Source organism: Paenibacillus sp. GQ49 (assembly GCF_059759055.1).
In genome coordinates this window covers 42959-68556 of the sequence record NZ_JCAXEL010000029.1, presented here as the reverse complement: position 1 = coordinate 68556, position 25598 = coordinate 42959, and the positions used below count along the sequence as shown (strand labels likewise).

The window sequence follows — 25598 nt, the reverse complement described above, 5'->3', positions numbered from 1 at the left end:
CTTTTTTTAAGTTTCTTTCGAAGCTTATTTCATTTGCTTGCCGCACCGTGTAAATCGTGTTTTCTTGGCCGGAATTAGAATATACCATGTACAGATTTGCATTGCAAGTCTTTTTTTGAATCTATATTAACAATCGGTTTGATTTAATACGGGGCGTACATACGGGTTCTCCCAACTTAGCCAGTTCGTATGCACGCTCACCCAGCTTTTTAATGTTTAACATTCCTAGCAGGAACCTTTCTTGGCCATAAACTATAACTAAAGCTTATCAGAAAATCGATTCCGAGTATTATTCCCCACACTCTGATCAGATTATCGAAGGCAGCTGTACGTTCAGCATCTCCAATCCACCATATCATGGCGAATAAAAAAGCACTTCCTATAGCCCAAGCCAATAGATGTCTAAACCATCCACTACGCTCACGACTCGCATGTTCTCTACCATATAACTTGCTGCTGCGAGGATTCTCTCCACCCTTGAACCAATATAGGAAATATCGATCCGCCCAAGCGATCATCTGATGACCATAAGCAATGCTTACTCCTATATACACCGCAGCTATACCATGAATCATACTTGCTGTAGCTCCTCCCTGTAGATCCATAACTGTAGCTACCAGCAATAACAGATCAATAACCGGCGTGACCGTTAACAAACCGATGCCTAACCGCTTCATGCCAAGGAGATACCTGACACTCAGACCTGTGAACACAAACACCCAAAATGCGATCTCACAACCTATAATGAAATAACCAATCATTTCAGCCTCTCCTTTTTTGATACAAATGTATTAAATATAATTTAGCACGTCTGTACTATAATAATCAACAGTGATATAATATGCCTATGCCTAAAATTGTTGATCACGATAAACAGCGTATGATCGTAGCCGAGGCAGCATGGCGTATTATACGGAGAGATGGCATGGAACAAGCCTCTGTTCGAAATATCGCTGAAGAAGCTGGAATTTCGGTCGGTTCGATGCGTCACTACTTTTCTACTCAATCGGAACTACTACTATATGCTATGAATTTGGTATCTGAACGGGTGTCTCATCGAGTCCAACAAATGTCCTTCACCGGCTCTCCGATGGACAATATGAAACGCCTATTGCTCGAATTCTTACCAAACACGGAAGAAAAACTGGCCGAAATGGAGGTGTGGTACGCTTTTACAGCCAGATCGAAAACCGATCCTACACTCAAAGAACTTGCTAATACCGTATATGATGAACTTAGAAAAGCTGTAGGTTCTGTTATCACCTACTTGATTAAACTCGATCTCTCCAAACCTGATCTGGACAAAGAACTGGAGATCGAGAGATTGTATGCACTGGTGGATGGCTTGGGTATCCATACCGTGCTTAGACCAGATCAGATGAATGGCAGGCTCATGGACGATGTTCTCACTTTGCATCTTGCTTCCTTGTGTCGTTAAACCAAAAAAAACCGCAGCACATTCGTTGTGACTAAGGCCCGTTACGATAACAGGAGTTAGTTCTGAATGTCTGACGGTTTTTCTTTTTATCCGATAATGATCCGGCCTTCCGGATGACGATACAGTTTCTTCTCTTTGCGAGGACGAAGGGCATACGCGATGGTTAATGGCCCAATCCGGCCTACAAACATGGTAAAGGTAATAATGATTTTGCCCCAATTGGTCAACTCATCAGTCACTCCCACAGAAAGACCCACGGTACCGATTGCGGATGCAGCTTCAAACATCAGTGAAAGGAATGGCGCATCCTCTGTCGTAAGCAGAAGCATCACCACGATCATGAATATGATCAGAGAAACCATAATAATGGTTAGCGCCCTCATTAGCAGTTCTTTCGGAACACGCTGACGGAAAAACACAATATCCTTATTCCCCCGAATCATGGCATACACTGCACCAATCATGATCAGGAATGTAGTCGTCTTGATCCCGCCCCCGGTCGATCCCGGGGAGGCCCCGATAAACATCAGCAGAATGAAGAAAAATTGGGTAGCCTGCCTCATCTCCGTGATATCGATTGTACTTGTTCCCGACGAACGTGTAGAGACAGACTGGAAGAAGGACGCATAGATCTTCTCGCTCCAGGTGAGTGAAGCCAGTGTATGTCCATTGGTGAATTCGAAAACAAACAACACAATCGCTCCTATACCGATCAGCGCTCCAGATACAGACAGCACCAGTTTGGACTGAAGAGATAGACGGCGGCGTTTGCGATACTCAAACAGGTCATTCAATACTACAAATCCAAGTCCACCAGAAATAACGAGCACAGAAGCAGTCACATTGAATAGCCAGTCTCCGGTGTAGTATTGGAAGCTGTTGCCGAACAGATCAAATCCGCCATTATTAAACAGGGAAACGGAATGGAATAATCCATAGTATATAGCCTGACCAATTGACATCTCCGTTGCCCAGCGCAGCGCCAGTATGACGGCAGCCACCCCTTCAATGGTAAAGGAGAAAATCAACACTTTGCGGATAATGCGTACTATCCCTTCCATACTGTCTGCATTAATGGCTTCTTTGAGTAATAGCCTGTCCTTGAGCGAGATTCGTTTGCCCAACACTAGCGCAAAGAGAGTAGCCATAGTCATGAAGCCGAGTCCACCAAGCTGCATTAATACCATAATGACGATCTGACCAAACAAATTAAACGTCGTCCCTACATCCACAACGACAAGTCCAGTCACACATGCGGCAGAGGTTGATGTAAAGAGCGCATCAATAAACGCCAAATGCATACCGCTTTGGTTGGAGATTGGCAACATGAGAAGCACCGTTCCCATCGCAATGATAAGCAGAAAACCACCGACCAGAATTAACGGAGGAGATAAGAATTTGGCAAAGTGAAGCCTGAACTTCATGAAGGGCACCTCTTTTAACAAAAATACGAACAGGTTAATCTAACAAATTCAAGACGCGGTGTTACCCTAATGGTGTGCTGAGAGCAAGGGCCATCTGACAAACTTTATTTTTAGCGTCTATGTAAACCTAAAGAGGAACTTGCCCCAGCATGATACTGAACGGCAGGTTCCTCTTCTATTATGAACGTATCCTACGTTCCTTATTTAATCTTGCGTACGAGGACGCATGTGTGGGAAGAGCAGTACGTCACGAATCGACGGGGAGTTGGTAAGCAGCATGATCAGACGATCAACCCCGATTCCCAATCCGCCTGTTGGTGGCATACCATATTCGAGCGCACGGATGAAGTCGTCATCCATCTCATGAGCTTCATCGTTCCCATGTTCTTTCTCCAGCATCTGTGCTTCAAAGCGCTGACGCTGATCGATTGGATCATTCAGCTCTGTGAAGGCATTGGCATGCTCGCGTCCAACGATGAACAATTCGAAGCGATCCGTGAAGCGTGGATCTACATCATTTTTCTTCGCCAGTGGTGAGATTTCAAGAGGATGTCCCATGATGAATGTCGGTTGAATCAACGTCTCTTCTACAAACTCTTCAAAGAACGCGTTCAGAATATGACCAAATGTCATATGTTTTTCAACCGGAACCTTATGTTCCTTCGCCAAGTTATGTGCTTCCTCATCCGTCATGTGTACGGAGAAGTCTACACCCACAACTTCCTTAACTGCATCCACCATCGTAACACGGCGCCACTGCGGCGTAAGATCCACTTCATAATCTCCATACTGGATCACTTGCGTACCCAGTACTTCCTGTGCAATATGAGCAACCAAATTCTCCGTCAATTGCATAATATCCTTGTAGTCGGCATATGCCTCATACAATTCAATCATTGTGAACTCCGGATTGTGACGTGTGGACATACCTTCATTCCGATATACACGACCAATCTCATATACTTTCTCCAGTCCGCCAACAATCAGACGTTTCAGGTGAAGTTCAATCGCAATCCGCATGTACAGTTCCATATCCAGCGCATTGTGATGTGTGATGAACGGACGTGCTGCCGCTCCTCCTGCGATGGTATGCAACGTAGGTGTTTCCACTTCCAGATATCCAAGGGAATCCAGGTAACGACGCATCGATTGAATAATTTTGGAACGTGCGATAAAGGTCTGTTGTACATCCGGGCTCATAATCAGGTCAACATAACGCTGGCGGTAACGCAGCTCTACATCGGTGAGACCATGGAATTTATCCGGAAGCGGATAGAGCGATTTGGACAGCACTTCAAGATCTGTAACTTTGACAGAAGTTTCACCTGTTTTGGTCTTAAAGATCACGCCAGTTACCCCAACGATATCGCCAAGGTCCAGCAAGGTGAATGCCGCATACTTGTCTTCAGGCACGGTATCCTGACGAACATAGATCTGGATTCTGCCGCTCAGGTCCTGAATATGTGCGAAGCTTGCTTTACCCATTCCCCGCTTCGCCATAATCCGTCCGGCAATACTGACTTCGATGTGCTTCTCTTCCAGCTCTTCCTTGGTCAGTTCTTCATACTTCTTCAGAATGGAGCCGGCTTCTTCGGTACGTACGTATTTTTGGCCAAAAGGGTCGATTCCCAATTTGCGGAGCTCGTCCAATTTGTCACGGCGAATTTGTAAAAGCTCGCTAAGTTCGGTTTCCTGATTCAAGACTTCATCCGTCATGATCTGTATTCATCTCCTTATTTGCATTGCAGGCATCCCGTGAGGACACTCTTCCTCAAATGTTGAAAAAGCTTCCCTAGGGAAGCTTTTGTTTACCGTGCCCAACTGCTTCGTTACTATAGCTTTTTAATATCTACAATTTTATATTGAATTACGCCAGCAGGCACACTTACATCAACAACTGTACCATTTTTCTTGCCCAGGATCGCTTTACCAACAGGGCTTTCGTTTGAGATCTTGTTCTGAAGCGGGTTAGATTCAGCAGAACCTACAATTGTATATTCTGTGATATCACCAAATTCCAAATCTTCCACAGTAACTGTTGCACCTACACTCACAACATCGGTGTCAATCTCATCACTGTTAATAATGCGTGCGTTCCGAAGCATTTTCTCCAAAGTAATAATACGACCTTCAATGAAAGCCTGTTCGTTCTTGGCATCTTCGTATTCAGAGTTCTCACTGATATCTCCATACCCGATGGCTACCTTAATCCGTTCAGCCACTTCGCGGCGCTTCACTGATTTCAATGTTTCCAGTTCTTCTTCCAGCTTCTTAAGTCCCTCTGGTGTAAGGATAACTTCCTTGTCGCTCATCTCAACCGATTCTCCTGTCATGGGAATAATTTGGATTGTACGGCAACGGAATCAGTGATAATTACATAGCTCCGCCCGCATACATCTTCAAAACTATATGAAGTTCTCCAGAGAAATAGAATATTCCTCCTGATGACTAGCCTTTAATTAACGCACATGGCGAATTTATACTGTGAAAGTATAGGGGAACGATCTCGAAAAGTCAATGTTACGTCCTCTATAGCTGTAAACGTTTTACAGTCTTAATTACGATGCACTTCCGGCAATTACCGGTTCTGACTCCAAATTGCCTTCGCTTTTCAGCTGACTCACAAAGTTCTCCAGAATCTGTACCATCTCGTCACGCTTGGTACCTTCCATAATAACGTCCTTGATGCGAGCAGATCCTTTCAAGCCTTTCAAATACCAAGCCAGGTGTTTACGCATCTCGCGTACAGCAACCGTCTCATTCTTCAATGCGATCAGTCGATCCATATGCAGGATGGCAACACGGATCTTCTCTTCGCCATTCGGGTCAGGAAGCAATTCACCCGTGCTTAAGTATTGAATGGTACGATACAGCATCCAGGGGTTACCCAGGGCGGCACGACCGATCATAACTCCGTCACAACCCGTTTCATCCAGCATACGGCGTGCATCCTCTGGTGTATGGACATCACCATTGCCGATCACGGGAATAGAGACAGCCTCTTTTACATCTTTGATGTGTGACCAGTCAGCCGTGCCTGTATAGAGTTGCTCACGCGTACGGCCGTGCACACTTACCGCCTGCCCACCCGCACGTTCAACCGCGAGCGCATTCTCCACCGCGAAGATATGCTCGTTATCCCAGCCGATACGCATCTTGACCGTCACCGGCTTCTCAACCGCGTCCACAACAGCCGATACCATCTCATAGATTTTTTTCGGATCAAGTAACCAACGTGCACCTGCATCACATTTCGTTACCTTTGGCACAGGGCATCCCATGTTAATGTCGATGATGTCTGCATTGGTTTCTTGGTCCACGATTTTGGCTGCTTCTACGAGGGAATCACGATCTCCCCCAAAAATCTGAAGGCTCAGCGGTTTCTCACGCTCATCTACAAACAACATCTCACGTGTACGCTGGTTGCCATGGACAATGGCTTTGCCACTCACCATCTCCGCGCATACGAGGCCTGTTCCGAATTCTTTTGCGATCAAACGAAAAGCCGGATTACATACGCCAGCCATCGGCGCAAGTACGACCTGGTTTTTCATTTCAATGCCACCAATGTTAAGCACGGTAGTCGTTCCACCCCTTTTTTAATTCTGTATATATCACGATATTAAGTTCCATCGGTGTGTGTTGGTTGTTGTAACATGGCGAAACCGAAATGGTCCTAGTTGCCCCGCAACTCCTCGATACTGATTGCCAGCACACCAGCAATTCGATCGAGCTCTTGCTGTGATACCTTACGGTTTCCCCGTTCAATGGTTCCCAGAATGGCCAGCGAGATGCCGGTCTCGGCCGCAAGTTCATGTTGTGTTAAACCTTTCAGCTTCCGGAATGCCCGGATTCGATTGGCCAATTGCATGTTTTCCAAAGCTGTATTCCATCCTTTCCATCCAGTACAGACAACGATGCGTGTACAAAGGTATACAAACCTGAAATCTCGCCCTCCGGTACGATATCCGACAGTGGGACCAGCACAAAAGCCCGTTCGCCCATACGAGGATGAGGCAATTGAAGCAATTCGGTATCTCGCGTCTCACCTTGCATCCAGAGCAGATCCAGATCAACGGTGCGCGGTCCCCAGCGAATATCACGAACACGTCCAAGCTGGTTCTCGATATCCAATAATTCCGTGAGCAATTGCTCTGGTGTCAGCATCACCTGTACGGCGACTGCCATATTCAGAAACGCAGGCTGATCTACATATCCTACAGGCTCCGTCTCATATAGTGCAGAACAACGCAGAACGGATATATGAGGGTGTTCATCCAGCAAAGACAATGCTTCAAACAGCGTCTGTTCCCGGTCACCCAAATTGGCCCCTAAAGCAATATAAGCCTCTGAAGATTCAGAGGTCGAATGTGCAATCATGATCGGTTCTCACTTTCTTGTGCGGCGAAGCTCTACCGTTACGCCCTCAAAATGAATATCGAATGGCGGATGTGGCTTCGTCACCTTGACTGTCAATGCATTGATAATAGTATAAGTGTCTAGTAAAGAAGATGCAATATGTTCGCCCAAAGCTTCAATTAACTGGAATGATTTATTCTCAACAATCTGTTTTACCAGCTCATGGATCTCCGCATAATTAATCGTTTTGGTCAAATCGTCGTTACGTCCAGCTTCACCCAGGTCCATATCAATCTCCAGATCAATATAGTACCGCTGCCCCAGCTTCCGTTCTTCTGCAAAAACACCATGATATCCGTAATACTCCATACGATGCAATACCATTCTATCCATACGATCCGCCTGCCCTCTATATATATTGAAATTTTAATCTATTTGAAGTTATCCCTTTGCTTGGCCTTTGAAAAACGCTGCGCTTCCGCTGGACGGGTCACCAGGGACCCGCCAGCATTATTTCCTCCGTATCCCCGGAGAAGCATACAACATCGCATCACACATGTCTGCCGTCCGCCGAATCGGCTTCACATCATGAACCCGAACCATCTGGCAGCCTTGGGCAATGCCAAATGCAACGGTGGCAGCCGTTCCTTCCAGCGCATCATCCGCACCAACATCCAGGGTGTTCTGGATGAATCTTTTACGTGAGGTGGCTAGCAGAACCGGATATCCCATTTCATTAAGCAAACCGAGCGATGACATGAGCTTCAGATTTTCTTCGAGATCCTTTACAAAACCAATGCCCGGGTCCAGGATAATTTGCTCTGCTTTCACGCCGGCTGTTAATGCAATCTGTATGCTCTCCTGCAAATCACTGACGACATCATTCAGATAATCGGTATAGTTTCGCTTCTGCCGATTATGCATCAGAATGATGGGACACCCCAGCTCTGCTGCCGTGCGGGCCATATTTGGATCTGCCTTGGCACCCCACACATCATTAATAATATGAGCACCTGCCAGAATAGCCTGACGTGCAACATCGGCTTTATACGTGTCTACCGATATCGGAATGTGTGGGGCTCGCTGATGCAATGCTTCAATAACCGGAATAATCCGGCTAAGCTCTTCATCGGCGCTCACGACATCTGAACCTGGCCGGGTAGACTCCCCGCCGATATCAATCAGGTCCGCCCCGTCCTCCATCATCTGTTTGGCATGAGCAACCGCCCGCTCCACGTTGGTATAACGTCCACCATCCGAGAATGAGTCAGGCGTGACGTTAAGAATGCCCATAATCTGTGTTCTTGTACCCAGCTTCAATGCAGCTGGCCCCCATGCATAGTTCCGTTCATAGATGACAGGTGGAAGTGTCATGAAGTATACCCCGCTTTCTGCCGGTACATACCCAGAAGGACTGCTGTAACCGGGCCAATATGTCCGTTGCTAATTATCGTTTCGGCTCCGTCCTGATCCCGCAGAGTTGTCACCGGAACCAGTTCAGCCACCGAGCCTGTTAGAAATATTTCATCTGCTTGCAGGAGCTCCTCCCAATCGGCTAGCGTTTCTATGCAGGAGATTCCTTGCTGCATGGCAAGCTCAAGTGTCACAGCTCTAGTGATGCCCGGCAGAATGCCGGTTGAGAGTGCTGCCGTGTAGAGAACATTTTCCCGCACCCAAAACACATTGCTAACAATACCCTCAGCCACATAACCATCACGGGTTAATTGTAGCCCTTCTGCACCCAGCACATGCTGCCCGTATCCATTAAGCTCCCGTTTCGCCAGAATGCTGTTCATGTAATGTAGCGACTTGAACCGAACTGCTCCTTCGGGCGTGTTGCGAGGCGTAGACAACCGTTGGAGTATTTTGCCATTCTCATATAAAGAAGGAGAAGGTTCAGGTAATGCTTTTGCCAGTACAATATGATTTGGCTTCGAATAGTCACCAGAAGGTAATCCTAGCGGTGCTTCACCGGCTGATACCGTGTATCGCACATACGCATCCCGAAGTCCGTTCGCATCCATCAAACGTTGAAGCCAATCTGTCACCTCTGCCGCGGTCGTTGTAAAAGGAATGCCAAGTTCCTTACACGCCGAAGCCATGCGCTCCAGATGCCGTTCCAAAAGATATGGGACACCCTGATAGGTCCGAAACGTCTCGAACAATCCAAGTCCGTACAAAAAGCCGTGATCCGTTACAGGAACCACGGCTGCCGCCATATTGACCAACTCTCCGTTTATCGCGGCATATTGCATGTTATACCTTCACCTGTTGGGACAGGAAGTTGCGAAGCATCTGATGTCCGTGGTCTGTAATAATGGATTCCGGGTGGAATTGCACCCCTTCAATCGCATATTCTTTGTGGCGTAGACCCATAATTTCACCTTCAGCTGTCTCCGCTGTAATCTCCAGGCAGTCAGGCAGGCTACTGCGCTCGACAATAAGGGAGTGGTAACGGGTAGCTGTGAATGGAGATGGCAATCCGGCAAATACCGATGTCCCATTGTGGTGCATCTCGGATGTTTTGCCGTGCATCATGCGCTCCGCACGAATGACATTGCCACCAAACGCTTGTCCAATGGACTGATGCCCCAGACAAACACCAAAGATCGGAATGCTTCCCTTGAAATGATCAATGACTGCCAAGCTAATGCCTGCTTCATTCGGTGTACACGGGCCCGGAGAGATCAGAATATGATCAGGTGCCAGTGCCTCTATGCCTGCCAGATCAATCTCGTCGTTGCGGCGAACTTCCACCGTCTCACCCAGTTCACCCAGATATTGAACCAGGTTGTACGTGAAGGAATCGTAATTATCGATAACCAGTATCATATGCCTGCTCCTCCTCATCTTCCGTCAATGCAAGTGACGGTTGCTTCGTTTTATTTTAGTTTAACAGCTTCTGTTCGCTCCGCTTGTTCTTGTTCTTGTTCTTGTTCTTGTTCTTGTTCTTGTTCAACAGCTCTGTTCGCTTCCGCTTCCTCGCTGTAATTCACCGCTCTCATCATGGCTCTTGCCTTGTTGCGGCATTCCTTGTATTCCCGATATGGATCGGAATCAATGACAATTCCTGCACCGGCCTGTACATAACCAATACCACCCTTGATGGCAAGCGTACGAATGACGATGTTCAATTCCATATTTCCACTGTAATCCATCCACCCGATGGAACCCGTATAAGGTCCACGCCGCACAGGCTCAAGCTCCTCGATAATCTCCATAGTGCGAACTTTGGGCGCTCCTGTAATCGTCCCCCCCGGGAATGTCGCAGCAATCACATCAAATACCGATAACCCTTCTGCCAGCCTGCCTTCCACTTGGGAAACGAGATGCATCACATGGGAATACTTCTCGATGGTCATCAATTCCGGCACATGAACCGAACCGTAGGCCGCAATACGCCCGATATCATTACGTTCCAGATCAACGAGCATAATATGCTCCGCCCGTTCCTTCTCACTGCTGAGCAGTTCATCCGCCATAGCCTTATCTTCTGTTGCATCACGGCCCCTTCTTCGGGTCCCTGCAATGGGACGAGCACTGACTTTGCCATTCTCCACCTTCACCAGAAGCTCGGGAGATCCGCTTACCAGTTGAAAGTCTGGACTACGCAGCATACCCATATACGGTGATGGATTCACAAGGCGCAGCCATTCATAAATATGCTCAGCGCTCGAATGAAGTCGCTTCTCCTGTCTCAAGGACAGATTCACCTGGAACACATCGCCTTGCCTGATATATTCCTGTACTGTGCGTACAGCCTGTTCAAAGTCATCCTGTGGAAAGGAGGTTTCCCACCCTTCGGATTCCCTTTCCGCATCTTCAGGCTGCGGTGTACGATTGACCTGCTTGTTGCGGCGCTCCAGTGTCTGCTGTTGTTCCTCGGCCTGTGCAGCCCCCATAATATGAAGCCAACGTTTCTGCATCGCTGTCGCTCGTGCTTCAGCCGTTGCATATAGGCTACGGATATCCGTTTCGTTCCCGTTAGGCTCTATAGCCAGATGAACCATGCAGAAAAGCGCCTGCTGCTCATGGTCATACGCCCATATTTCTTCAAAACGCATCCACCAATAATCCGGTAGAGCCGGGTTATCTTCAGCCAAGACTGGAAGCTTCTCCAATGATCTTGCTACATCGTAGCTGAGATAACCCGCGTATCCACCCCCAAAGTCCGGAGCCCCATTAACCTTGGGTGCGCTATACGGGGCAGTCCATCTCTTCAATACATCAAGCGGCTTGCCGCTGTCCGTCGAGGTGGTTCCTTGCGTCACATCAAGAATAACCGCTTCTTGACCTTTACCGGAAATAACGGATACGGGGTCTAACCCCAGAAATGTATATCTCCCGCCTTTGCCATTCTCCAGCACAATTGCGTATGGTGACGCCTGCTCCCAGGCTGCCTCCCACGATAACGGTAAACCGCCATGATACGGTCCCTCATCCGACTTCGTAATATAGGGCATCATGGTCCAGCCTTGTTCAGCCCACTCCATCCAGTCGGCGTATGTTGTCATCAGGTGTGTCATTGCGGTGTGCCGCCCTCCATCTGTCGCTAGTTCTATTGTCTGATAGTATACTAAAGCGCCGCCCCTTTTAAAAGCATTACGCCAAAAATCCTCCATACCCGTCATACGGGCAAGGAGGATTGGTTTGTCATTTGTAGACTTAGCCTTCGAAGTTGTAAAGAGGTGTGCTGAGGTAACGTTCGCCATTACTTGGCACGATTACGACAACGCGCTTGCCTTCACCCAACTGTTTCGCAACCTGAAGACCTGCACGGATCGCCGCACCGGAAGAAATACCAGACAGAATGCCCTCTTCCTTCGCTACCTGACGAGCCGTCTCGAATGCATCATCATTCTCAATGTGAATGATCTCATCATAGATTTCCTGATCCAGAATCTCAGGGATAAAGTTGGCACCAATCCCCTGGATCTTATGTGGTCCTGGTTTGCCGCCCGCCAGAATTGGCGAAGCTGCTGGCTCAACCGCAACAATTTTAATACCAGCGAAAGCTTCTTTCAGCACTTCGCCTGTACCTGTAATTGTTCCGCCTGTACCAATTCCCGCAACGAAAGCATCCAACGTACCGCCCACAGATTGGATCGCGTCCACAATCTCAGGGCCAGTCGTTTCACGGTGGATCTTCACGTTGGCTTTATTTTTAAATTGCTCAGCCATAAAATAGGAAGGATTTTCCTTGAGCAGTTCTTCGGCTTTTTTAACAGCACCATTCATACCTTCAGCTCCAGGTGTAAGCACAAGCTCAGCACCATACGCACGAAGCAAGTTACGACGCTCCAAGCTCATCGTCTCAGGCATTACAATAACGGACTTGTAGCCTTTGGCTGCAGCCACCATCGCGAGTCCAATTCCCGTGTTACCACTTGTTGCTTCAATAATGGTATCACCCGGTTTCAGCTTGCCTTCTTTTTCCGCTTCTTCCACAATGCTAATTGCGATACGGTCTTTCACGCTTGAACCTGGATTCTGGTACTCCAGCTTCACGAATACTTCAGCACTGCCTTCAGGTACGATACGGTTCAGACGAACAAGCGGAGTACCTCCGATGAGTTCTGTTACGTTATTAACTACTTTAGCCATATGAATGCCCTCCTTAGTGGATGAATAAAACTTGAGTCCTGTTAACCTATACTGTGCGGCCGATAGCCTCTAGCTGTTATAGAAGAACTGCGGAAATCCTGTTGATCCTATCCCTTACTGCTAAGATTTCTAGACAGGGCGGAGGTTTCCGAAAGTTTCTTTGTTCATAAATAAATTTTTTATATCCGAGTAAACGAGTAGGTATTTATTATTTTCATCTTATCAACGTTAACCCTTATTGTCAATATGAGTACTCAAAAAAAATACTCTGCCTTTGGCCCTAAGACCGCAGACAGAGTATTTTTATCAAGATGCAGCAGTACTATACAATCTTCTCCATTGAATTCAGGAGGCAGGAATCTCGGACAGGATGACGGCTTCATACTTGTTACGCAGCATTTGCTCTACCTGCGGCAACGGATCAGCCTGACTCAGAGCCAGTTGCATTCGAATCTCCTCACGGACCTCTTCGGCCGACTGCACCTGGCGTTCTTCTTTATCATTAAGTCTGATAATAACATAACCTTCTTCCACTCGAACCGGTCCGGCAATATCGCCTACATCCAGCCCGGCAGCAAGTTGAAGGATTTCTTCTGACTGGAATGGATCATTCCGCTCAATCCATCCCAGCCTCCCACCAGCATCACGAGAGAAGCTGTCTGTCGATTGTTTGCGAGCAGCTTCTTCAAAGTCTTCCCCCTTCTCCAACGCATCCAGTAAGGAATCAGCTTCCTCTTCTTCCTTCACTACGATGATGGACAAGTCATATTTCTCGGGGGAAACGTAATCCTCACGGTGTTCAGTCCAGTAATGCTCAATATCTGCATCCTTGATCTGTATACCGATCGTTGCGATTTTCTCAAGCAGCAGCCTGTAGCCGGCTTCCAATTCAAGTTCCTGTTTCGACAGGCCCAATTGAGACTTCATCTCGTCAAAATATGATTTCTCTGAATCGTACCCATCCATCGCGGCGGCAAGTTCCCTTGCAATCTCTTGGGGAGTGACGATCAGCTTGCGTTCAATTGCTTCGGCATATACTGCTTTACGGTTTAACATCTGGAGTAATAACTCGCTGCCATAGCGTCTTTTCAGCGCATCGGTCCACTCTTTGTCCGTGATGACTTCTCCGTTGATCGTCGCTACGGTGCTTCCTTCTTCCGTATTGGTATCATGGGATGCATCTGCCTCGTCTTTGCCCTGTCTGAGACCATGCATAGCCATCACACTACCCATGACCAGCATACCTAACGTCAAGACAATTACAGCCGTCCACAACCCTTTTTCCTGTCTTGTCATTCCGCATCCCGTCCCCGCATAGATCAGTTCTTGGCTTGCTCTAGGATGGTCTCAAGTTGTTCTTTGTTAAAGTCATAGGCTTCATTACAGAATTGGCAGACCACTTCAGCCTGGCCCTCTTCTTCAATTAATTGCTCCATCTCCGTTTGGCCCAGGCTGATAAGAGTCTTCTCTACTCGCTCACGTGAACACTCACAGCTAAAATGTATATCCAATCCTTCCATCACTTGTACATCTGGCAACAATCGGCGAAGCAACTCTTCCAATTCAAGCCCCTGCTCCAGCAACGTCGTCACTGGCGGCAACGTACTAATGGCGTTTTCGATCGCCGTGATCTCTGGATCTGTCAATCCCGGCAACAGCTGCATAATGAATCCACCTGAGACAATAACGGAATTATCCGTATCAACGAGCACACCAACGCCTACAGCAGAAGGTGTTTGCTCCGATTGCGCAAAGTAGTACGTGAAGTCTTCGCCCAGTTCTCCTGAAACAATAGGCACACTGCCACGATATGGTTCTTTCAGTCCCAAATCCTTCGTTATGTTGATGAAACCTTCCGTTCCAACCGCGCCTGCAACGTCCAGTTTACCCACACTATTGCTTGGCAAATGTACATGCGGATTAGAAACATATCCTCGTACTTCGCCTTTCGCATTGGCATCAGCTACAATCTGTCCAATGGGCCCATCACCATTGACTTGTACCGTTAACTTCTCTTCACCTTTGAGCATTGCACCCATAATGGCTGCTGTTGTAACCGTACGCCCCATGGCAGCTGTAGCCGTGGGAAACGTATCGTGTCTTCTGCGTAGTTCCTCAACCAGTTCCGTAGTCTGGATAGCAAAGGCTCTTACCTTTCCATTCATTGCTGTACCACGAATTAACCGGTCATGCTTGTTGTTGTTTTCCAAGTCATTCAGCCTCCTTTGGCGTATCGCCATAATAGTATTAACACAGAAAAAACGGCACAACACTTAAGCTGTAATTTCAGCCCGCTGTATGCCGTCACTATGCTCACCTTTCCCGGTTCCGCTCATATATAATACGCAGCCCTTCAAGCGTAAGCAGCGGATCAACTTCCTCTATACTACGGGTTTCTTCTGCGATAAGTGTAGCGAGACCACCCGTCGCGATAACTCGGGGCTTCGCTCCCATCTCCTCGCGAATACGTTCTACAATACCATCTACCTGGCCTGCATAGCCAAATATAATACCCGCTTGCATGGCATGAATAGTATTACGGCCAATGACCTTTTTAGGTTTCTCCAGCTCTATACGAGGCAACTTGGATGCCCGCTCATAGAGCGCTTCAGTAGCAATCTGAATGCCAGGTACAATGGCTCCCCCCAGGTAGTGACCTTTCTCGTCAATACAGTCAAAGGTCGTTGCGGTACCGAAATCGACCACGACGAGAGGGCCGCCATACTTCTCAACGGCTGCCACTGCATTAACAATACGATCTGCACCCACTTCACGAGGGTTCTCGTATCGCAGGTTCAAGCCAGTTTTGATACCAGGCCCAACGAGCAAAGCTTTTTTGCCTACATACTTCTCACACATCGCTTCGATTACATTCACCAGTGGCGGAACCACAGATGAGATGATGACACCTTCGATGTCACTTGCCCTGATGCCGGACATATGAAATAAATTATAAATCAATACGCCGTATTCATCCACTGTTGACTGACGTGATGTACTCAGACGAAAGTGGTGCAGCAATTCCCGGCCTTGATATACGCCGAGCACCATATTGCTGTTCCCCACGTCTACAACTAGAATCAAAGAGGTTCACCCCTCTTTCTTTTCATTTAAATCCAGACTAATATCCAGGCTCTCAAAGGAATAGGTTAACCTGCCAACCGAAATTACATCCACACCACTCTCTGCAATACCACGAATGGTCTGAAGAGAAACGTTACCGGATGCTTCAACCTTCACATGAGGAGCCTGTTCACGAATAAGTTCAACCGCTTCACGCATCCGCTCTGGATGCATGTTATCCAGCATAATGATATCTGCCCCGGCTTGCAAGGCTTCTCTCACCTGCTCCAGATTTTCAGTCTCCACTTCAATCGTCATCGTATGTGGGATAACGGTTCGCGCACGCTGTACCGCCTCAGTGATTCCGCCTGCACCCTTGATGTGGTTATCCTTAATCATAACGGCATCGTACAGTCCAAATCGATGATTCGCTCCGCCACCCACGCGCACTGCATATTTCTCAAGTAATCGGTGGCCCGGCGTTGTCTTACGTGTATCCACGAGCCTGGTCTCAAGACCATCCAGCACATCCACGTAGGCACGCGTAAGCGTAGCTATTCCGGACATACGTTGCAGCAAGTTAAGTGCCAGTCGTTCCCCCGTAAGCAGTGAATGTGTACTTCCCTCTACCTCGGCCAAAATCGTGCCATGGGTGACCTGGTCTCCGTCTGTTACCTTCGGTGTAAATACAAGATCAGGATCAACGACCTGAAATACAAGTTTAGCTACGGTCATGCCTGCAATAATACCATTGTCTTTGGCGTGTATAATGGCCTTGGATTGGTTACCTGCCGGGATCGTCACACTTGTTGTAATGTCACCTGCACCAACATCTTCACGAAGCCAGTTTTTGATTGATTCGATAAGCCCTTCATTATATCCATTCAGTATCATGACATCAATTCCTCCACAATCGCTTGTTCTCGCTGCTGCAGACTATGCTTCTGCCACACGATATCATCACGCGCCGGGAAATCCTCACGATAGTGAGCCCCCCGACTCTCCTCGCGGTGTAATGCTCCGCTGGTAACTAACCAGGCACAGGTCAGAAGGTTGGCATACTCTAGCTCTTCTTTATGCGTGAGTGTCTGATCAAAAAATTGCAATTCCTGTTGCAGCTTGTCCATAGCCTTCTGCAGGTCCTCACCATTCCGACGCAAGCCTACCTGACGAACCATCATTTTCTGTAGTCGTAAGCGTCGTTCGGATACTGGCTTTTGCTCTTCCGTGATCTTGTTGATCTTGTTATTCATGCCCTCAGATGAAGGCGCAACCCCTCTTGCTTGTAATAAGCCAAGTGGAGGGAGAGATTGAATACGATCAACAATTCTCCGCCCAAATACAATCGCTTCTGATAATGAGTTGCTTGCCAGGCGGTTAGCTCCATGCACTCCTGTAGAAGATACCTCTCCACAAGCAAATAAACGGGAGATACTGCTCTCTCCACTAAGATCCGTTTTCACTCCCCCCATCATGTAATGGGCAGCAGGTGCAACGGGAATCCAGTCGGTTGTCATATCCAATCCATAACGCATACAAGTCTCATATATGGTAGGGAACCGATGCTTGATCATCTCTGGCTGTTCATGCGTAATGTCCAGATACACAAAGGTACTGTTGGTGGACTCCATCTCACTAACAATCGCTCTTGCCACAATATCGCGTGGGGCCAGTTCAAGCTGGGCATGATAACGATCCATGAAGCGCTCGCCCTTCACATTGCGCAAATATGCCCCTTCGCCGCGTACGGCTTCTGACACCAGGAAACGCGGGGCTCCCGGGTAACAAAGAGAGGTGGGGTGAAATTGGATAAATTCCATGTCACGAACAATAGCCCCAGCCCGATAGGCCATGGCTACACCATCGGCAGTAGCTACATCCGGATTCGTCGTGTATCGGTACAGCTGCCCTGCTCCACCAGAGCAAAGAACAGTTGCCTGTGCCTTTACAAACACTTGCGATCCGTCATCCTTCTGAACCAGAGCGCCAATGCATCCCCCTCGATCTCGATCTGTAATCAGGTCAACAACAAAATGCTCATCCCATACTTCAATCCCAGGATGTTCATTCACTTCAACAGCAAGCGCACGTACAATCTCATATCCCGTTGCATCTCCGTTGGCATGCAAAATACGGCGGTGGCTATGCGCACCTTCCTGCGTCAACGCCAACTCGCCGTTCTCCAGATCAAATAAAGTACCCAAACGAATCAGTTCCTTCACTCCGTCCGGACCCTCATTCACCAGTACCTCTACCGCTTCGGAGCGGCATAAACCCGCTCCTGCTACAAGTGTGTCCTGCAAGTGGTAAGCAGGCGAATCATCCTCAGCAATAACCGCAGCGATGCCTCCCTGCGCATATCTGGTGTTACTTTCAAGTAATGACTTCTTTGTGATCATTAATACACGTTGTTGTTCGCTTGCCTTAATGGCAGTAAACAAACCAGCAATCCCTGAGCCTATAACCAGTACATCCGTCTCTACCATGGGTAGCGCAGACAGATCAAAATCAACTAAATATTGCGGTATCATGTTATTCACCTGTCTTGGAGCAAGAGTAGCGCATCCTACTTTACCAACAACATGCGCTCTAGCGATTCTCTGGCTTTGTCGGCAACGGCCGGTGGCACGTAGATTTGCGGCTTCATCGTTTCCAGGCATTTCACCAGTTTCTTCAAGTTGTTCACCTTCATGTTGGGACATACGAGGAACTTGGTAGCAAAGTGGAACTGTTTATCCGGACTATCCAGACGAAGCTGATATCCTGTACCATCTTCGGTACCTACGATAAATTCCTTCGCTGATGAATTTTTGCAATACTCCAGAATAGCTGTTGTGCTGCCTACAAAATCACCCATTTCTACAACCTCAGGGCGACACTCTGGATGGACAACAAACTCCGCATTGGGATGCTTGGCTCTCATCTCCACCACATCTTTGACTGTAAGCATATCGTGAGTGTTGCAGTAACCTTCCCATATAATCATTTTCTTGTCTGTATGCTGCTGCACATAATGTCCCAGGTTTTTATCCGGTACCCAGATAATTTCGTCGGAATCCACCGATTGAATAACCCGGACTGCGTTCGCTGATGTACAACAGATGTCAGTCTCTGCTTTGATCTCAGCCGAGGAATTGATATACGTAACCACCTTGGCATTAGGATGTTGTGCTTTCAATTTGCGTAGTCCATCCACATTCACCATATCTGCCATTGGGCAGCCCGCACGTTCGTCCGGGATAATAACTGTTTTATTTGGCGCAAGAATTTTAGCGCTTTCACCCATAAAATGAACACCACAGAAAACGATCACATCCGCATCTGTCTGTGCTGCCTTCTGGGCTAACAGAAATGAATCTCCACGGAAGTCGGCAACCTCCTGTACTTCGTCACGTTGATAATAATGGGCAAGAATAATGGCATTACGTTCCTTTTTCAACACCATAAGCCGCTCACGCAGCTCGCGGTTCATCTCAGCCTTGCGCTCTAAAGCCAGAGCTTCCACCTGTGATCCTCTCCTTTATCGGGACAGCGTCATGCGCTGTTTCGTGGGCTAACCTAAGTCGTTATCTTCGCTTGAGAAACGAATCACAAGCGGTTTAACAACTAATTTACACAACGTTCACGACTCTGTCAATAAATGAAAAAGGCCCGGGACAGCGCTGTAACCACCTGTTTGCTAACTGGTTCGCCATCTAACTCCCGTTTATCTTTATCTATCCTCTTTTAAAATAATGGATAAAAAAAGAGAGCCTCGAGGGCTCTCTTGATTTCACCTGCTATCATAGCCAGATGTATTATGCATTAAGACGTTGGCTTCGTTCCGCCATCATCCGGGTTATTGTTATTACCCTTTTCCAGATTCGGAGCTTCGTTTGGAATATCTCCGGCTGGTGGCTCAGGCGTTTCATCTTTACCTTGAATACGAACACGCACATCACCGATGGTGTCGATGATTGGCTCTCCGCCTTCAGTTGGTGTGCCTTCACCATCATTGTCATTCTCTGCTTTTGGAGTCAAAGAACCTGTTTCGATCAATTGCTTGATCTGATCCATTTCCAAAGTCTCAACCTCAAGCAAAGTTTGAGCGATCAGGTGCATCTCTTTTGAATGTTTAACAAGCAAGTCCTTACACTTCTCATAACAATCATTGATAAAGCGTTGCATTTCCTGATCAATCTCGTAAGCAATGGAATCCGAGTAATTCTGTTCATGACCGATATCCCGACCAAGGAATACCTGTCCTTGTGAACTTCCGAATTGCATAGGTCCCAATTTCTCACTCATACCGTATTCCATAACCATGCTGCGAACAATACCTGTCGCTTGCTGGAAGTCACTGTATGCACCAGTACCAATTTCTCCGATGAACAATTCTTCAGCTACACGACCCCCGAGAAGTCCGGTTACTTTATCCAGCAATTCCTGCTTGGTAACCAGCATACGGTCTTCTTTTGGCAACATGATTACATATCCACCCGCACGTCCGCGCGGAATAATGGTCACTTTATGTACCATATCAGCATGTTCGAGGAAGTATCCTACAATGGTATGACCTGCTTCGTGATAAGCAACGATTCGTTTCTCGCGATCACTGATGACACGGCTTTTCTTCTCCGTACCAACGATGACACGGTCAATCGCTTCGTCAACTTCCTTCATGGAAATATCTTTACGGTTACGACGCGCTGCAAGCAATGCCGCTTCGTTCAAGAGATTCTCCAAATCCGCACCAGAGAAACCTGTTGTACGCTTCGCGATAATATCCATCTTCACATCTTTGGTCAGTGGTTTATTACGGGAATGTACTTTCAGGACAGCTTCACGACCTCTTACATCAGGGCGGTCAACCGTAATTTGACGGTCAAAACGTCCAGGACGCAGCAAGGCAGGGTCCAAAATATCTGCACGGTTCGTTGCAGCTATGATGATAATACCTTCGTTAACTCCGAATCCGTCCATCTCAACGAGCAACTGGTTGAGTGTCTGTTCACGTTCATCGTGACCACCACCGAGACCAGCACCACGCTGACGTCCTACAGCATCAATCTCATCGATAAAGATGATACATGGGGCATTTTTCTTCGCATTTTCAAACAAATCACGTACACGTGATGCACCGACACCGACAAACATTTCCACGAAGTCGGAACCTGAAATTGTGAAGAATGGTACACCCGCTTCACCGGCTACGGCACGAGCGAGCAATGTTTTACCGGTACCTGGAGGCCCTACGAGCAATACGCCCTTAGGAATCCGCGCACCTACTGCTGCGAATTTACGAGGGTCCTTGAGGAAGTCTACAACCTCAACAAGTTCCTGTTTCTCTTCGTCAGCACCCGCAACATCTTCAAATGTAACCCGCTTCTTCTCTTCGTTGTAGAGACGAGCACGGCTTTTACCAAAGTTCATTACTTTACCGCCGCCGCCTTGAGCCTGATTAAACAGGAAGAAGAACAGCAGGAACATAATGATCAAAGGAATAAAGGAAGTCAGCAACGTCAACCAGATGCTGTCACCTTTCATTGGCTCCTGATGATATTGGAAATTGTTAGTTTCACTTGCAGCTACAAGCTCACTAATTGCCTCATCCGTAGGAGGAATATACGTTGAGAAATTTTCTGATTTGGCGCCATCAGGTGCCTTCTTGTATTGACCGGTCACGAGATACGTTTGACCGTTGAATTGAACCGTCAATTCAGAGACATTGTTGGCTTTGATCGCTGCACGCAACTGATCATATCTAGGATTATCGGTGGCTTCGCCGCCATTGCTGACGAACTGGACTATCCCCACCACAACTAAAAAAAGAATCAAATAAAAACCAGAATTCCGGATGAACCGATTCATCCCCTACCTCCTCTCGAGACACTTTAATTATTTTAACATAGCCCGACATGGCTTCTCAACAGAAGCCAAGAACAGCTCAAGGCTTGGGTCGGGCAGGATATTAGCTACTATAGACTTCCGGCTTCAAAATCCCGATATAGGGCAGGTTCCGGTACTTCTCCGCAAAATCCAAACCGTAACCAACGATGAACGCGTCAGGAATGTCAAAGCCTGTGTAATGAGCTTCCAACTCAACTTTACGGCCTGAAGGCTTGTCGAACAGCGTAACCACTCGCACCGACTCGGCACCGCGGTTTTCTAGCAGTTCAATCAGATAGCTGAGTGTAAGTCCGCTGTCGATAATATCTTCGACAATCAGAACTTCCCGTCCTTCAACGGATACATCCAGATCCTTAATGATTTTGACAACACCTGATGACTTGGTGGAAGCGCCGTAACTGGATACTGCCATAAAATCCATTTCAACAGGTACCGTTATGTTTTTAACCAAATCAGCCATAAATATAAACGCACCCTTGAGCACACAAATGACCAAAGGATTGCGATTTGCATATTCGGCACTTAGTGTTGCGCCTAATTCCTTGACTTTACTCTGAATTTCTTCTTCACTGATCAATACTTCCTGAATGTCGTTCTGCAACTGTGCGAACCTCCTAAGTTATACTATGAAAGCCTTACCTGAACCATAACCACTACCCCTGAATCGCTGAATCGCCTACAGTCATGTACAGGATTGCGGAAGTGCCCTCCCTGACAGGAGCCACATTGGACCGTCGAACACCCGGTAACCAGATGATATGACCTGCTCCATCACATACCACAGGAATACGTGGACGGACAGATGGGGGGATTTTCTCATCGATGAAAATATTTTTCACCTTTTTGCTTCCGTTTAATCCCATCACTTTCATGGTATCTCCAGGTAACCGTGAACGCACAACCAGCGGCATAAGCAGTTGATCCGCATCAAACGCGGCTTGATCCGCCGATTCCGGTACATGATAGTCCTCGGGACTCACCGTCATCAACCGAATATACCGGTTAATTGGGGTGAGTGAAAGCTCATAAGTTCCACTCCATTGCGCAAGACGATACTCGTAAGATTGATCCTGTACGTCCGTCCGTATGCCAAAAGAAATCAGATTATACTCCCGAGTGCAGGCGAGTGTCTGTCCTATATCCAGGCTCCAGGTCGTCACATGGGTCTCCATGACCTTGTGTCGAATGGTTTCTATACGGGTAAAGTCGACAAAATCACTGTCCAAAGGCAGATAATTCAATATTAGTTTAATCAACCTTCGTTGTAAAGCGACATGTAACTTCAAGAAGGAAGGCACCTCAAAGGTTTGCCTTCCGCCGTTCACCTGCACTAGACACCTGTATGTGTCATATGCACTCTGCTCCATGAAATCGTCTTCATCACCCACAATTTCGGCAAGCCGATTCAATGACGGCGTGAGTTGTCCATTATACTGCCCCAAAAAAGGAAGCACATCCAAGCGAATGGCATTACGCCGATATTTACGCAGGGCGTTGCTCTCATCATTGAAATACATAAAACCCTGGGTATTACAAGCTTCTACAAGGTCTGTCTTGTTTATACGAAGGCATGGACGAATAAGTTCCACATTTTTTTCTCGTCTTTTAAACTTCATTCCTGAGAGTCCCGACAAGCCGGTTCCACGAAGCAAATGAAGCATGACCGTCTCCGCCTGATCATCCGCATGATGTGCCAAAGCGATGCTTGCCGCATTATATTTGGAAGCCACTTCGTGCAAAAAGGCATATCGCTTGTTGCGGGCTGCTTCCTGTGGTCCTTGACCCGTCAGCTCCATATATGAAGGTACATCGGCCTTGGTCCATTCAAATGTAATACCAAGCTGCTGTGCCAGTTCCATCATTTTCTCCGCTTCATCATCAGATTCACTCCGGAAGCCATGATGCACGTGGGCACAGATCAATTCAAGTGGCATATGCCGCTTGCTGATCTCGTGCATGATATGCAAAAAAGCTACCGAGTCCGGCCCGCCCGATACTGCGACGACAATCCGATCCTCGGGAACCCATAACTGATGCTCTTCCGCTGCATCCAGCACGTTCTTCACCAGCATGTTCCAGCGTAAAGCCTCCATACCTGTTCCTCATTCCTTGCGTTATGTATATGCACTCTCACAGATCAGAAAAGTAGTGCATAGATGAGCACTCCAATAAGTAATATCACAGATACAGCGAATGCGTTCTTAAGCCAGCGCGGTGTTGTACTTTTGGAACGACGGCGGAGAGGCGTGGGGCGTGCCATCATTTCCTTCCACCCTTGTGCCGCATGACCTGCATCACGAAACTGACCTCGTAATGCCTGAGTCGTCCAATTGCGAAAAGGACCCAGTCGCTCACTGCGCTCCACCAGCGCTACGAGCTGATTCACACTTCGCAGTTGCGGTAATCCTTCGGCCGCCAGTGCCTTGAGCGCGTCTGCTTCAAGTACATGAATCAATAATAATGCAAATGCAAATACATCATAGGTACCATCTGCCGTACGGCTGCCTGCATTCCAGAAGCCTCGATCATACCATTCGGTGAACTGTTTGACGCTTCGACCAATCGACGTAACTCCGCCGTAGTCGATCAATTCCACCTGCCCATAGTCGGATACCAACACATTCTGAGGTTTGAGATCACCAAACACCCATCCCGCCTGATGCAATTGTGCCAGCTTCTGCAAGAGTCTAAGTCCCACCAGAAGTGTCCAGTCTGTTCCCTGACGCCGAATGAAGTGATGAAGTGCCTCACCTCTAACGTAACGCATCACATAAAAGGGAATATCCCGGCCACGAACGGCATAATCATCCACATCTTTAAGATAGGAAGGAATTCCGCTCTGCCGAAGGGCCTCATGATTACGCTGTAGTTGAAAGGATTTGAGTACATTAACTTCCGATTGCAGATCAACCGGATCAAATCCCATTTTTAGCGCGTAGTGTTTACCATTTTCACCCCGTTGGACAAGAAAAACGATGCCATTAGCTCCTTTGCCCAGTAGTTTCCGAATCGTGTAACGACTGCGATTCCATTTCCCTGTAACCACTGTTCCTGGCGGGAAAGAGGCGTCAGACAACGTTGTCACCGAGCATCCCTTCTCTTTCAATGCGATAGTTCCCTTCTATTTCCTGCTGTTTCTCCAGTGTACCATAACGGTAAAAATCAATCACCTTCTGAATTGCAGGACCTGTCGGCGTTGCACCCTTCATCTGCAACCTTCCAAACAAGGACCGAACACGGCCTGGATCCGTTGTCCAGTCAATATCCATTACCGCATCTTCTCCACTGTGTCGTCCCGGAAAATGAAATACGGAAAGCTTGCTCTGACCTATACGTGCCTGCAAACTTAACATTAAATCACGAATGCCTTCTTCTACCGCAGCCAATTTGGGTTTCATGCTGGCACTGACGTCAATCAGCAATATCACCTGTAACGCTGTAGTTTCAGCCATATCATCCATCACTTCCACGACCCGGGCGCGTTGTGAAGGCTCCAGATCCGTTACCGTTTTGGGCTCCTTCTCTCCCAAAATTTGTGTTAACTCTCTATTAACCGCCTGCTGAATGGTCTGAACCACCGTTTTCCTTGTCATCATCTGCATCGTATGGGCAAGCTGCCGTGTACCTACAATTTGGCTGATTCCACCTCCGGCTCTGGCAATATCCTCAATCTCCCGGCTGCCCAACTCACCAATGGTTCCATAATCAATCACGCCAACCACATTAACCGTAATCCCCTCTTCCTGTGCTTCGGCCGCTGCCAGCACTGGACTTGGTCCCACATTGGAACAACCGTCGGTGATCAATAAGATTTGCTTCAT

25 protein-coding genes are annotated in these 25598 nt (G+C 47.6%); 1 reads left to right on the top strand and 24 read right to left on the bottom strand.

The features are described from left to right. Window positions 1-209 precede the first annotated feature (209 nt). Window positions 210-761 (bottom strand): hypothetical protein, encoded by a 552-nt coding sequence (locus AC6CIF_RS30010; protein ID WP_076216739.1) that lies wholly within the window; start codon window positions 759-761, stop codon window positions 210-212. Window positions 762-847: 86 nt separating this feature from the next. Here AC6CIF_RS30010 and AC6CIF_RS30005 point away from each other — a divergent pair, with 86 nt between their 5' ends. Beyond that, window positions 848-1438: a TetR/AcrR family transcriptional regulator gene (locus AC6CIF_RS30005; RefSeq protein WP_076216740.1), complete on the top strand. Its 591-nt coding sequence runs from the start codon at window positions 848-850 to the stop codon at window positions 1436-1438. Window positions 1439-1524: 86 nt separating this feature from the next. Here the strand turns inward: AC6CIF_RS30005 and AC6CIF_RS30000 are convergent, their stop codons facing one another. The 23 genes from AC6CIF_RS30000 to AC6CIF_RS29890 all read right to left on the bottom strand — a co-directional run bounded on the left by AC6CIF_RS30000 (window position 1525) and on the right by AC6CIF_RS29890 (window position 25598). Then, the gene (locus tag AC6CIF_RS30000) at window positions 1525-2862 is read right to left on the bottom strand and encodes a TrkH family potassium uptake protein (RefSeq protein WP_498202567.1); all 1338 of its coding nucleotides are present in this window, start codon (window positions 2860-2862) and stop codon (window positions 1525-1527) included. A gap of 204 nt (window positions 2863-3066) precedes the next feature. Further along, entirely contained in the window at window positions 3067-4578 is a 1512-nt protein-coding gene (gene lysS, locus AC6CIF_RS29995) for a lysine--tRNA ligase (protein WP_076216742.1), read from the bottom strand. 116 nt (window positions 4579-4694) lie between these two features. Continuing rightward, on the bottom strand, window positions 4695-5174 hold the full coding sequence (gene greA / locus AC6CIF_RS29990) for a transcription elongation factor GreA (RefSeq protein WP_076216743.1): 480 nt from the start codon (window positions 5172-5174) through the stop codon (window positions 4695-4697). Between the two features lie 246 nt (window positions 5175-5420). Continuing rightward, window positions 5421-6440 (bottom strand): tRNA dihydrouridine synthase DusB, encoded by a 1020-nt coding sequence (dusB, locus tag AC6CIF_RS29985; RefSeq protein WP_076216744.1) that lies wholly within the window; start codon window positions 6438-6440, stop codon window positions 5421-5423. A 98-nt stretch (window positions 6441-6538) separates the two neighbouring features. Next, window positions 6539-6733 (bottom strand): helix-turn-helix domain-containing protein, encoded by a 195-nt coding sequence (locus AC6CIF_RS29980; protein WP_036668438.1) that lies wholly within the window; start codon window positions 6731-6733, stop codon window positions 6539-6541. After that, window positions 6694-7242 carry a 2-amino-4-hydroxy-6-hydroxymethyldihydropteridine diphosphokinase gene (gene folK / locus AC6CIF_RS29975; protein WP_498202566.1) on the bottom strand — a complete coding sequence of 183 codons (549 nt, stop codon included), beginning with the start codon at window positions 7240-7242 and terminating at the stop codon, window positions 6694-6696. Before folK ends, AC6CIF_RS29980 begins: the two co-directional genes overlap by 40 nt. A gap of 9 nt (window positions 7243-7251) precedes the next feature. Beyond that, on the bottom strand, window positions 7252-7614 hold the full coding sequence (gene folB, locus AC6CIF_RS29970) for a dihydroneopterin aldolase (protein WP_036606103.1): 363 nt from the start codon (window positions 7612-7614) through the stop codon (window positions 7252-7254). A gap of 117 nt (window positions 7615-7731) precedes the next feature. Then, a complete protein-coding gene (gene folP / locus AC6CIF_RS29965; protein WP_498202565.1) occupies window positions 7732-8595 on the bottom strand; it encodes a dihydropteroate synthase in 864 nt (287 codons plus the stop codon). After that, complete coding sequence (locus AC6CIF_RS29960; RefSeq protein WP_498202564.1) at window positions 8592-9476, bottom strand: aminotransferase class IV; 885 nt, start codon at window positions 9474-9476, stop codon at window positions 8592-8594. The genes folP and AC6CIF_RS29960 overlap by 4 nt, the downstream gene beginning before the upstream one ends. A 1-nt stretch (window position 9477) precedes the next feature. Further along, a complete protein-coding gene (pabA, locus tag AC6CIF_RS29955; protein WP_036606106.1) occupies window positions 9478-10053 on the bottom strand; it encodes an aminodeoxychorismate/anthranilate synthase component II in 576 nt (191 codons plus the stop codon). Between the two features lie 50 nt (window positions 10054-10103). Next, window positions 10104-11747, bottom strand: a complete 1644-nt coding sequence (locus AC6CIF_RS29950) for an anthranilate synthase component I family protein (RefSeq protein WP_498202563.1) — start codon at window positions 11745-11747, stop codon at window positions 10104-10106. Between the two features lie 139 nt (window positions 11748-11886). After that, window positions 11887-12825 (bottom strand): cysteine synthase A, encoded by a 939-nt coding sequence (cysK, locus tag AC6CIF_RS29945; RefSeq protein ID WP_169483011.1) that lies wholly within the window; start codon window positions 12823-12825, stop codon window positions 11887-11889. A 345-nt stretch (window positions 12826-13170) separates the two neighbouring features. After that, window positions 13171-14121 (bottom strand): peptidyl-prolyl cis-trans isomerase, encoded by a 951-nt coding sequence (locus tag AC6CIF_RS29940; RefSeq protein ID WP_498202562.1) that lies wholly within the window; start codon window positions 14119-14121, stop codon window positions 13171-13173. 23 nt (window positions 14122-14144) lie between these two features. Next, window positions 14145-15065, bottom strand: a complete 921-nt coding sequence (hslO, locus tag AC6CIF_RS29935) for an Hsp33 family molecular chaperone HslO (protein WP_076216751.1) — start codon at window positions 15063-15065, stop codon at window positions 14145-14147. A 73-nt stretch (window positions 15066-15138) separates the two neighbouring features. Further along, window positions 15139-15909 (bottom strand): type III pantothenate kinase, encoded by a 771-nt coding sequence (locus AC6CIF_RS29930; RefSeq protein ID WP_026081372.1) that lies wholly within the window; start codon window positions 15907-15909, stop codon window positions 15139-15141. Window positions 15910-15915: 6 nt separating this feature from the next. Continuing rightward, window positions 15916-16782 (bottom strand): carboxylating nicotinate-nucleotide diphosphorylase, encoded by an 867-nt coding sequence (nadC, locus tag AC6CIF_RS29925; protein ID WP_498202561.1) that lies wholly within the window; start codon window positions 16780-16782, stop codon window positions 15916-15918. After that, on the bottom strand, window positions 16779-18419 hold the full coding sequence (gene nadB, locus AC6CIF_RS29920; RefSeq protein WP_498202560.1) for an L-aspartate oxidase: 1641 nt from the start codon (window positions 18417-18419) through the stop codon (window positions 16779-16781). Before nadB ends, nadC begins: the two co-directional genes overlap by 4 nt. Window positions 18420-18454: 35 nt before the next feature. Further along, window positions 18455-19393: a quinolinate synthase NadA gene (nadA, locus tag AC6CIF_RS29915; RefSeq protein ID WP_036606114.1), complete on the bottom strand. Its 939-nt coding sequence runs from the start codon at window positions 19391-19393 to the stop codon at window positions 18455-18457. A 299-nt stretch (window positions 19394-19692) separates the two neighbouring features. After that, a complete protein-coding gene (ftsH, locus tag AC6CIF_RS29910; RefSeq protein ID WP_036606115.1) occupies window positions 19693-21738 on the bottom strand; it encodes an ATP-dependent zinc metalloprotease FtsH in 2046 nt (681 codons plus the stop codon). 100 nt (window positions 21739-21838) lie between these two features. After that, window positions 21839-22378: a hypoxanthine phosphoribosyltransferase gene (gene hpt, locus AC6CIF_RS29905; RefSeq protein WP_017691352.1), complete on the bottom strand. Its 540-nt coding sequence runs from the start codon at window positions 22376-22378 to the stop codon at window positions 21839-21841. A gap of 52 nt (window positions 22379-22430) precedes the next feature. Next, window positions 22431-23870 carry a tRNA lysidine(34) synthetase TilS gene (gene tilS, locus AC6CIF_RS29900; protein ID WP_498202559.1) on the bottom strand — a complete coding sequence of 480 codons (1440 nt, stop codon included), beginning with the start codon at window positions 23868-23870 and terminating at the stop codon, window positions 22431-22433. A 44-nt stretch (window positions 23871-23914) separates the two neighbouring features. Continuing rightward, window positions 23915-24862, bottom strand: coding sequence for a serine/threonine protein kinase (locus AC6CIF_RS29895; protein ID WP_036668459.1), 948 nt, complete (start codon window positions 24860-24862; stop codon window positions 23915-23917). After that, a complete protein-coding gene (locus tag AC6CIF_RS29890; RefSeq protein WP_076216755.1) occupies window positions 24846-25598 on the bottom strand; it encodes a VWA domain-containing protein in 753 nt (250 codons plus the stop codon). Before AC6CIF_RS29890 ends, AC6CIF_RS29895 begins: the two co-directional genes overlap by 17 nt.

Bases quoted from the DNA above. Each gene is read 5' to 3' on its own strand.
- AC6CIF_RS30010 (WP_076216739.1), bottom strand. From the start codon at position 761: ATGATTGGTTATTTCATTATAGGTTGTGAGATCGCATTTTGGGTGTTT.
- AC6CIF_RS30005 (WP_076216740.1), top strand. From the start codon at position 848: ATGCCTAAAATTGTTGATCACGATAAACAGCGTATGATCGTAGCCGAG.
- AC6CIF_RS30000 (WP_498202567.1), bottom strand. From the start codon at position 2,862: ATGAAGTTCAGGCTTCACTTTGCCAAATTCTTATCTCCTCCGTTAATT.
- lysS (WP_076216742.1), bottom strand. From the start codon at position 4,578: ATGACGGATGAAGTCTTGAATCAGGAAACCGAACTTAGCGAGCTTTTA.
- greA (WP_076216743.1), bottom strand. From the start codon at position 5,174: ATGAGCGACAAGGAAGTTATCCTTACACCAGAGGGACTTAAGAAGCTG.
- AC6CIF_RS29980 (WP_036668438.1), bottom strand. From the start codon at position 6,733: ATGCAATTGGCCAATCGAATCCGGGCATTCCGGAAGCTGAAAGGTTTA.
- folK (WP_498202566.1), bottom strand. From the start codon at position 7,242: ATGATTGCACATTCGACCTCTGAATCTTCAGAGGCTTATATTGCTTTA.
- folB (WP_036606103.1), bottom strand. From the start codon at position 7,614: ATGGATAGAATGGTATTGCATCGTATGGAGTATTACGGATATCATGGT.
- folP (WP_498202565.1), bottom strand. From the start codon at position 8,595: ATGACACTTCCACCTGTCATCTATGAACGGAACTATGCATGGGGGCCA.
- AC6CIF_RS29960 (WP_498202564.1), bottom strand. From the start codon at position 9,476: ATGCAATATGCCGCGATAAACGGAGAGTTGGTCAATATGGCGGCAGCC.
- pabA (WP_036606106.1), bottom strand. From the start codon at position 10,053: ATGATACTGGTTATCGATAATTACGATTCCTTCACGTACAACCTGGTT.
- AC6CIF_RS29950 (WP_498202563.1), bottom strand. From the start codon at position 11,747: ATGACACACCTGATGACAACATACGCCGACTGGATGGAGTGGGCTGAA.
- cysK (WP_169483011.1), bottom strand. From the start codon at position 12,825: ATGGCTAAAGTAGTTAATAACGTAACAGAACTCATCGGAGGTACTCCG.
- AC6CIF_RS29940 (WP_498202562.1), bottom strand. From the start codon at position 14,121: ATGACAAGACAGGAAAAAGGGTTGTGGACGGCTGTAATTGTCTTGACG.
- hslO (WP_076216751.1), bottom strand. From the start codon at position 15,065: ATGGCGATACGCCAAAGGAGGCTGAATGACTTGGAAAACAACAACAAG.
- nadC (WP_498202561.1), bottom strand. From the start codon at position 16,782: ATGATACTGAATGGATATAATGAAGGGCTTATCGAATCAATCAAAAAC.
- nadB (WP_498202560.1), bottom strand. From the start codon at position 18,419: ATGATACCGCAATATTTAGTTGATTTTGATCTGTCTGCGCTACCCATG.
- ftsH (WP_036606115.1), bottom strand. From the start codon at position 21,738: ATGAATCGGTTCATCCGGAATTCTGGTTTTTATTTGATTCTTTTTTTA.
- tilS (WP_498202559.1), bottom strand. From the start codon at position 23,870: ATGGAGGCTTTACGCTGGAACATGCTGGTGAAGAACGTGCTGGATGCA.
- AC6CIF_RS29890 (WP_076216755.1), bottom strand. From the start codon at position 25,598: ATGAAGCAAATCTTATTGATCACCGACGGTTGTTCCAATGTGGGACCA.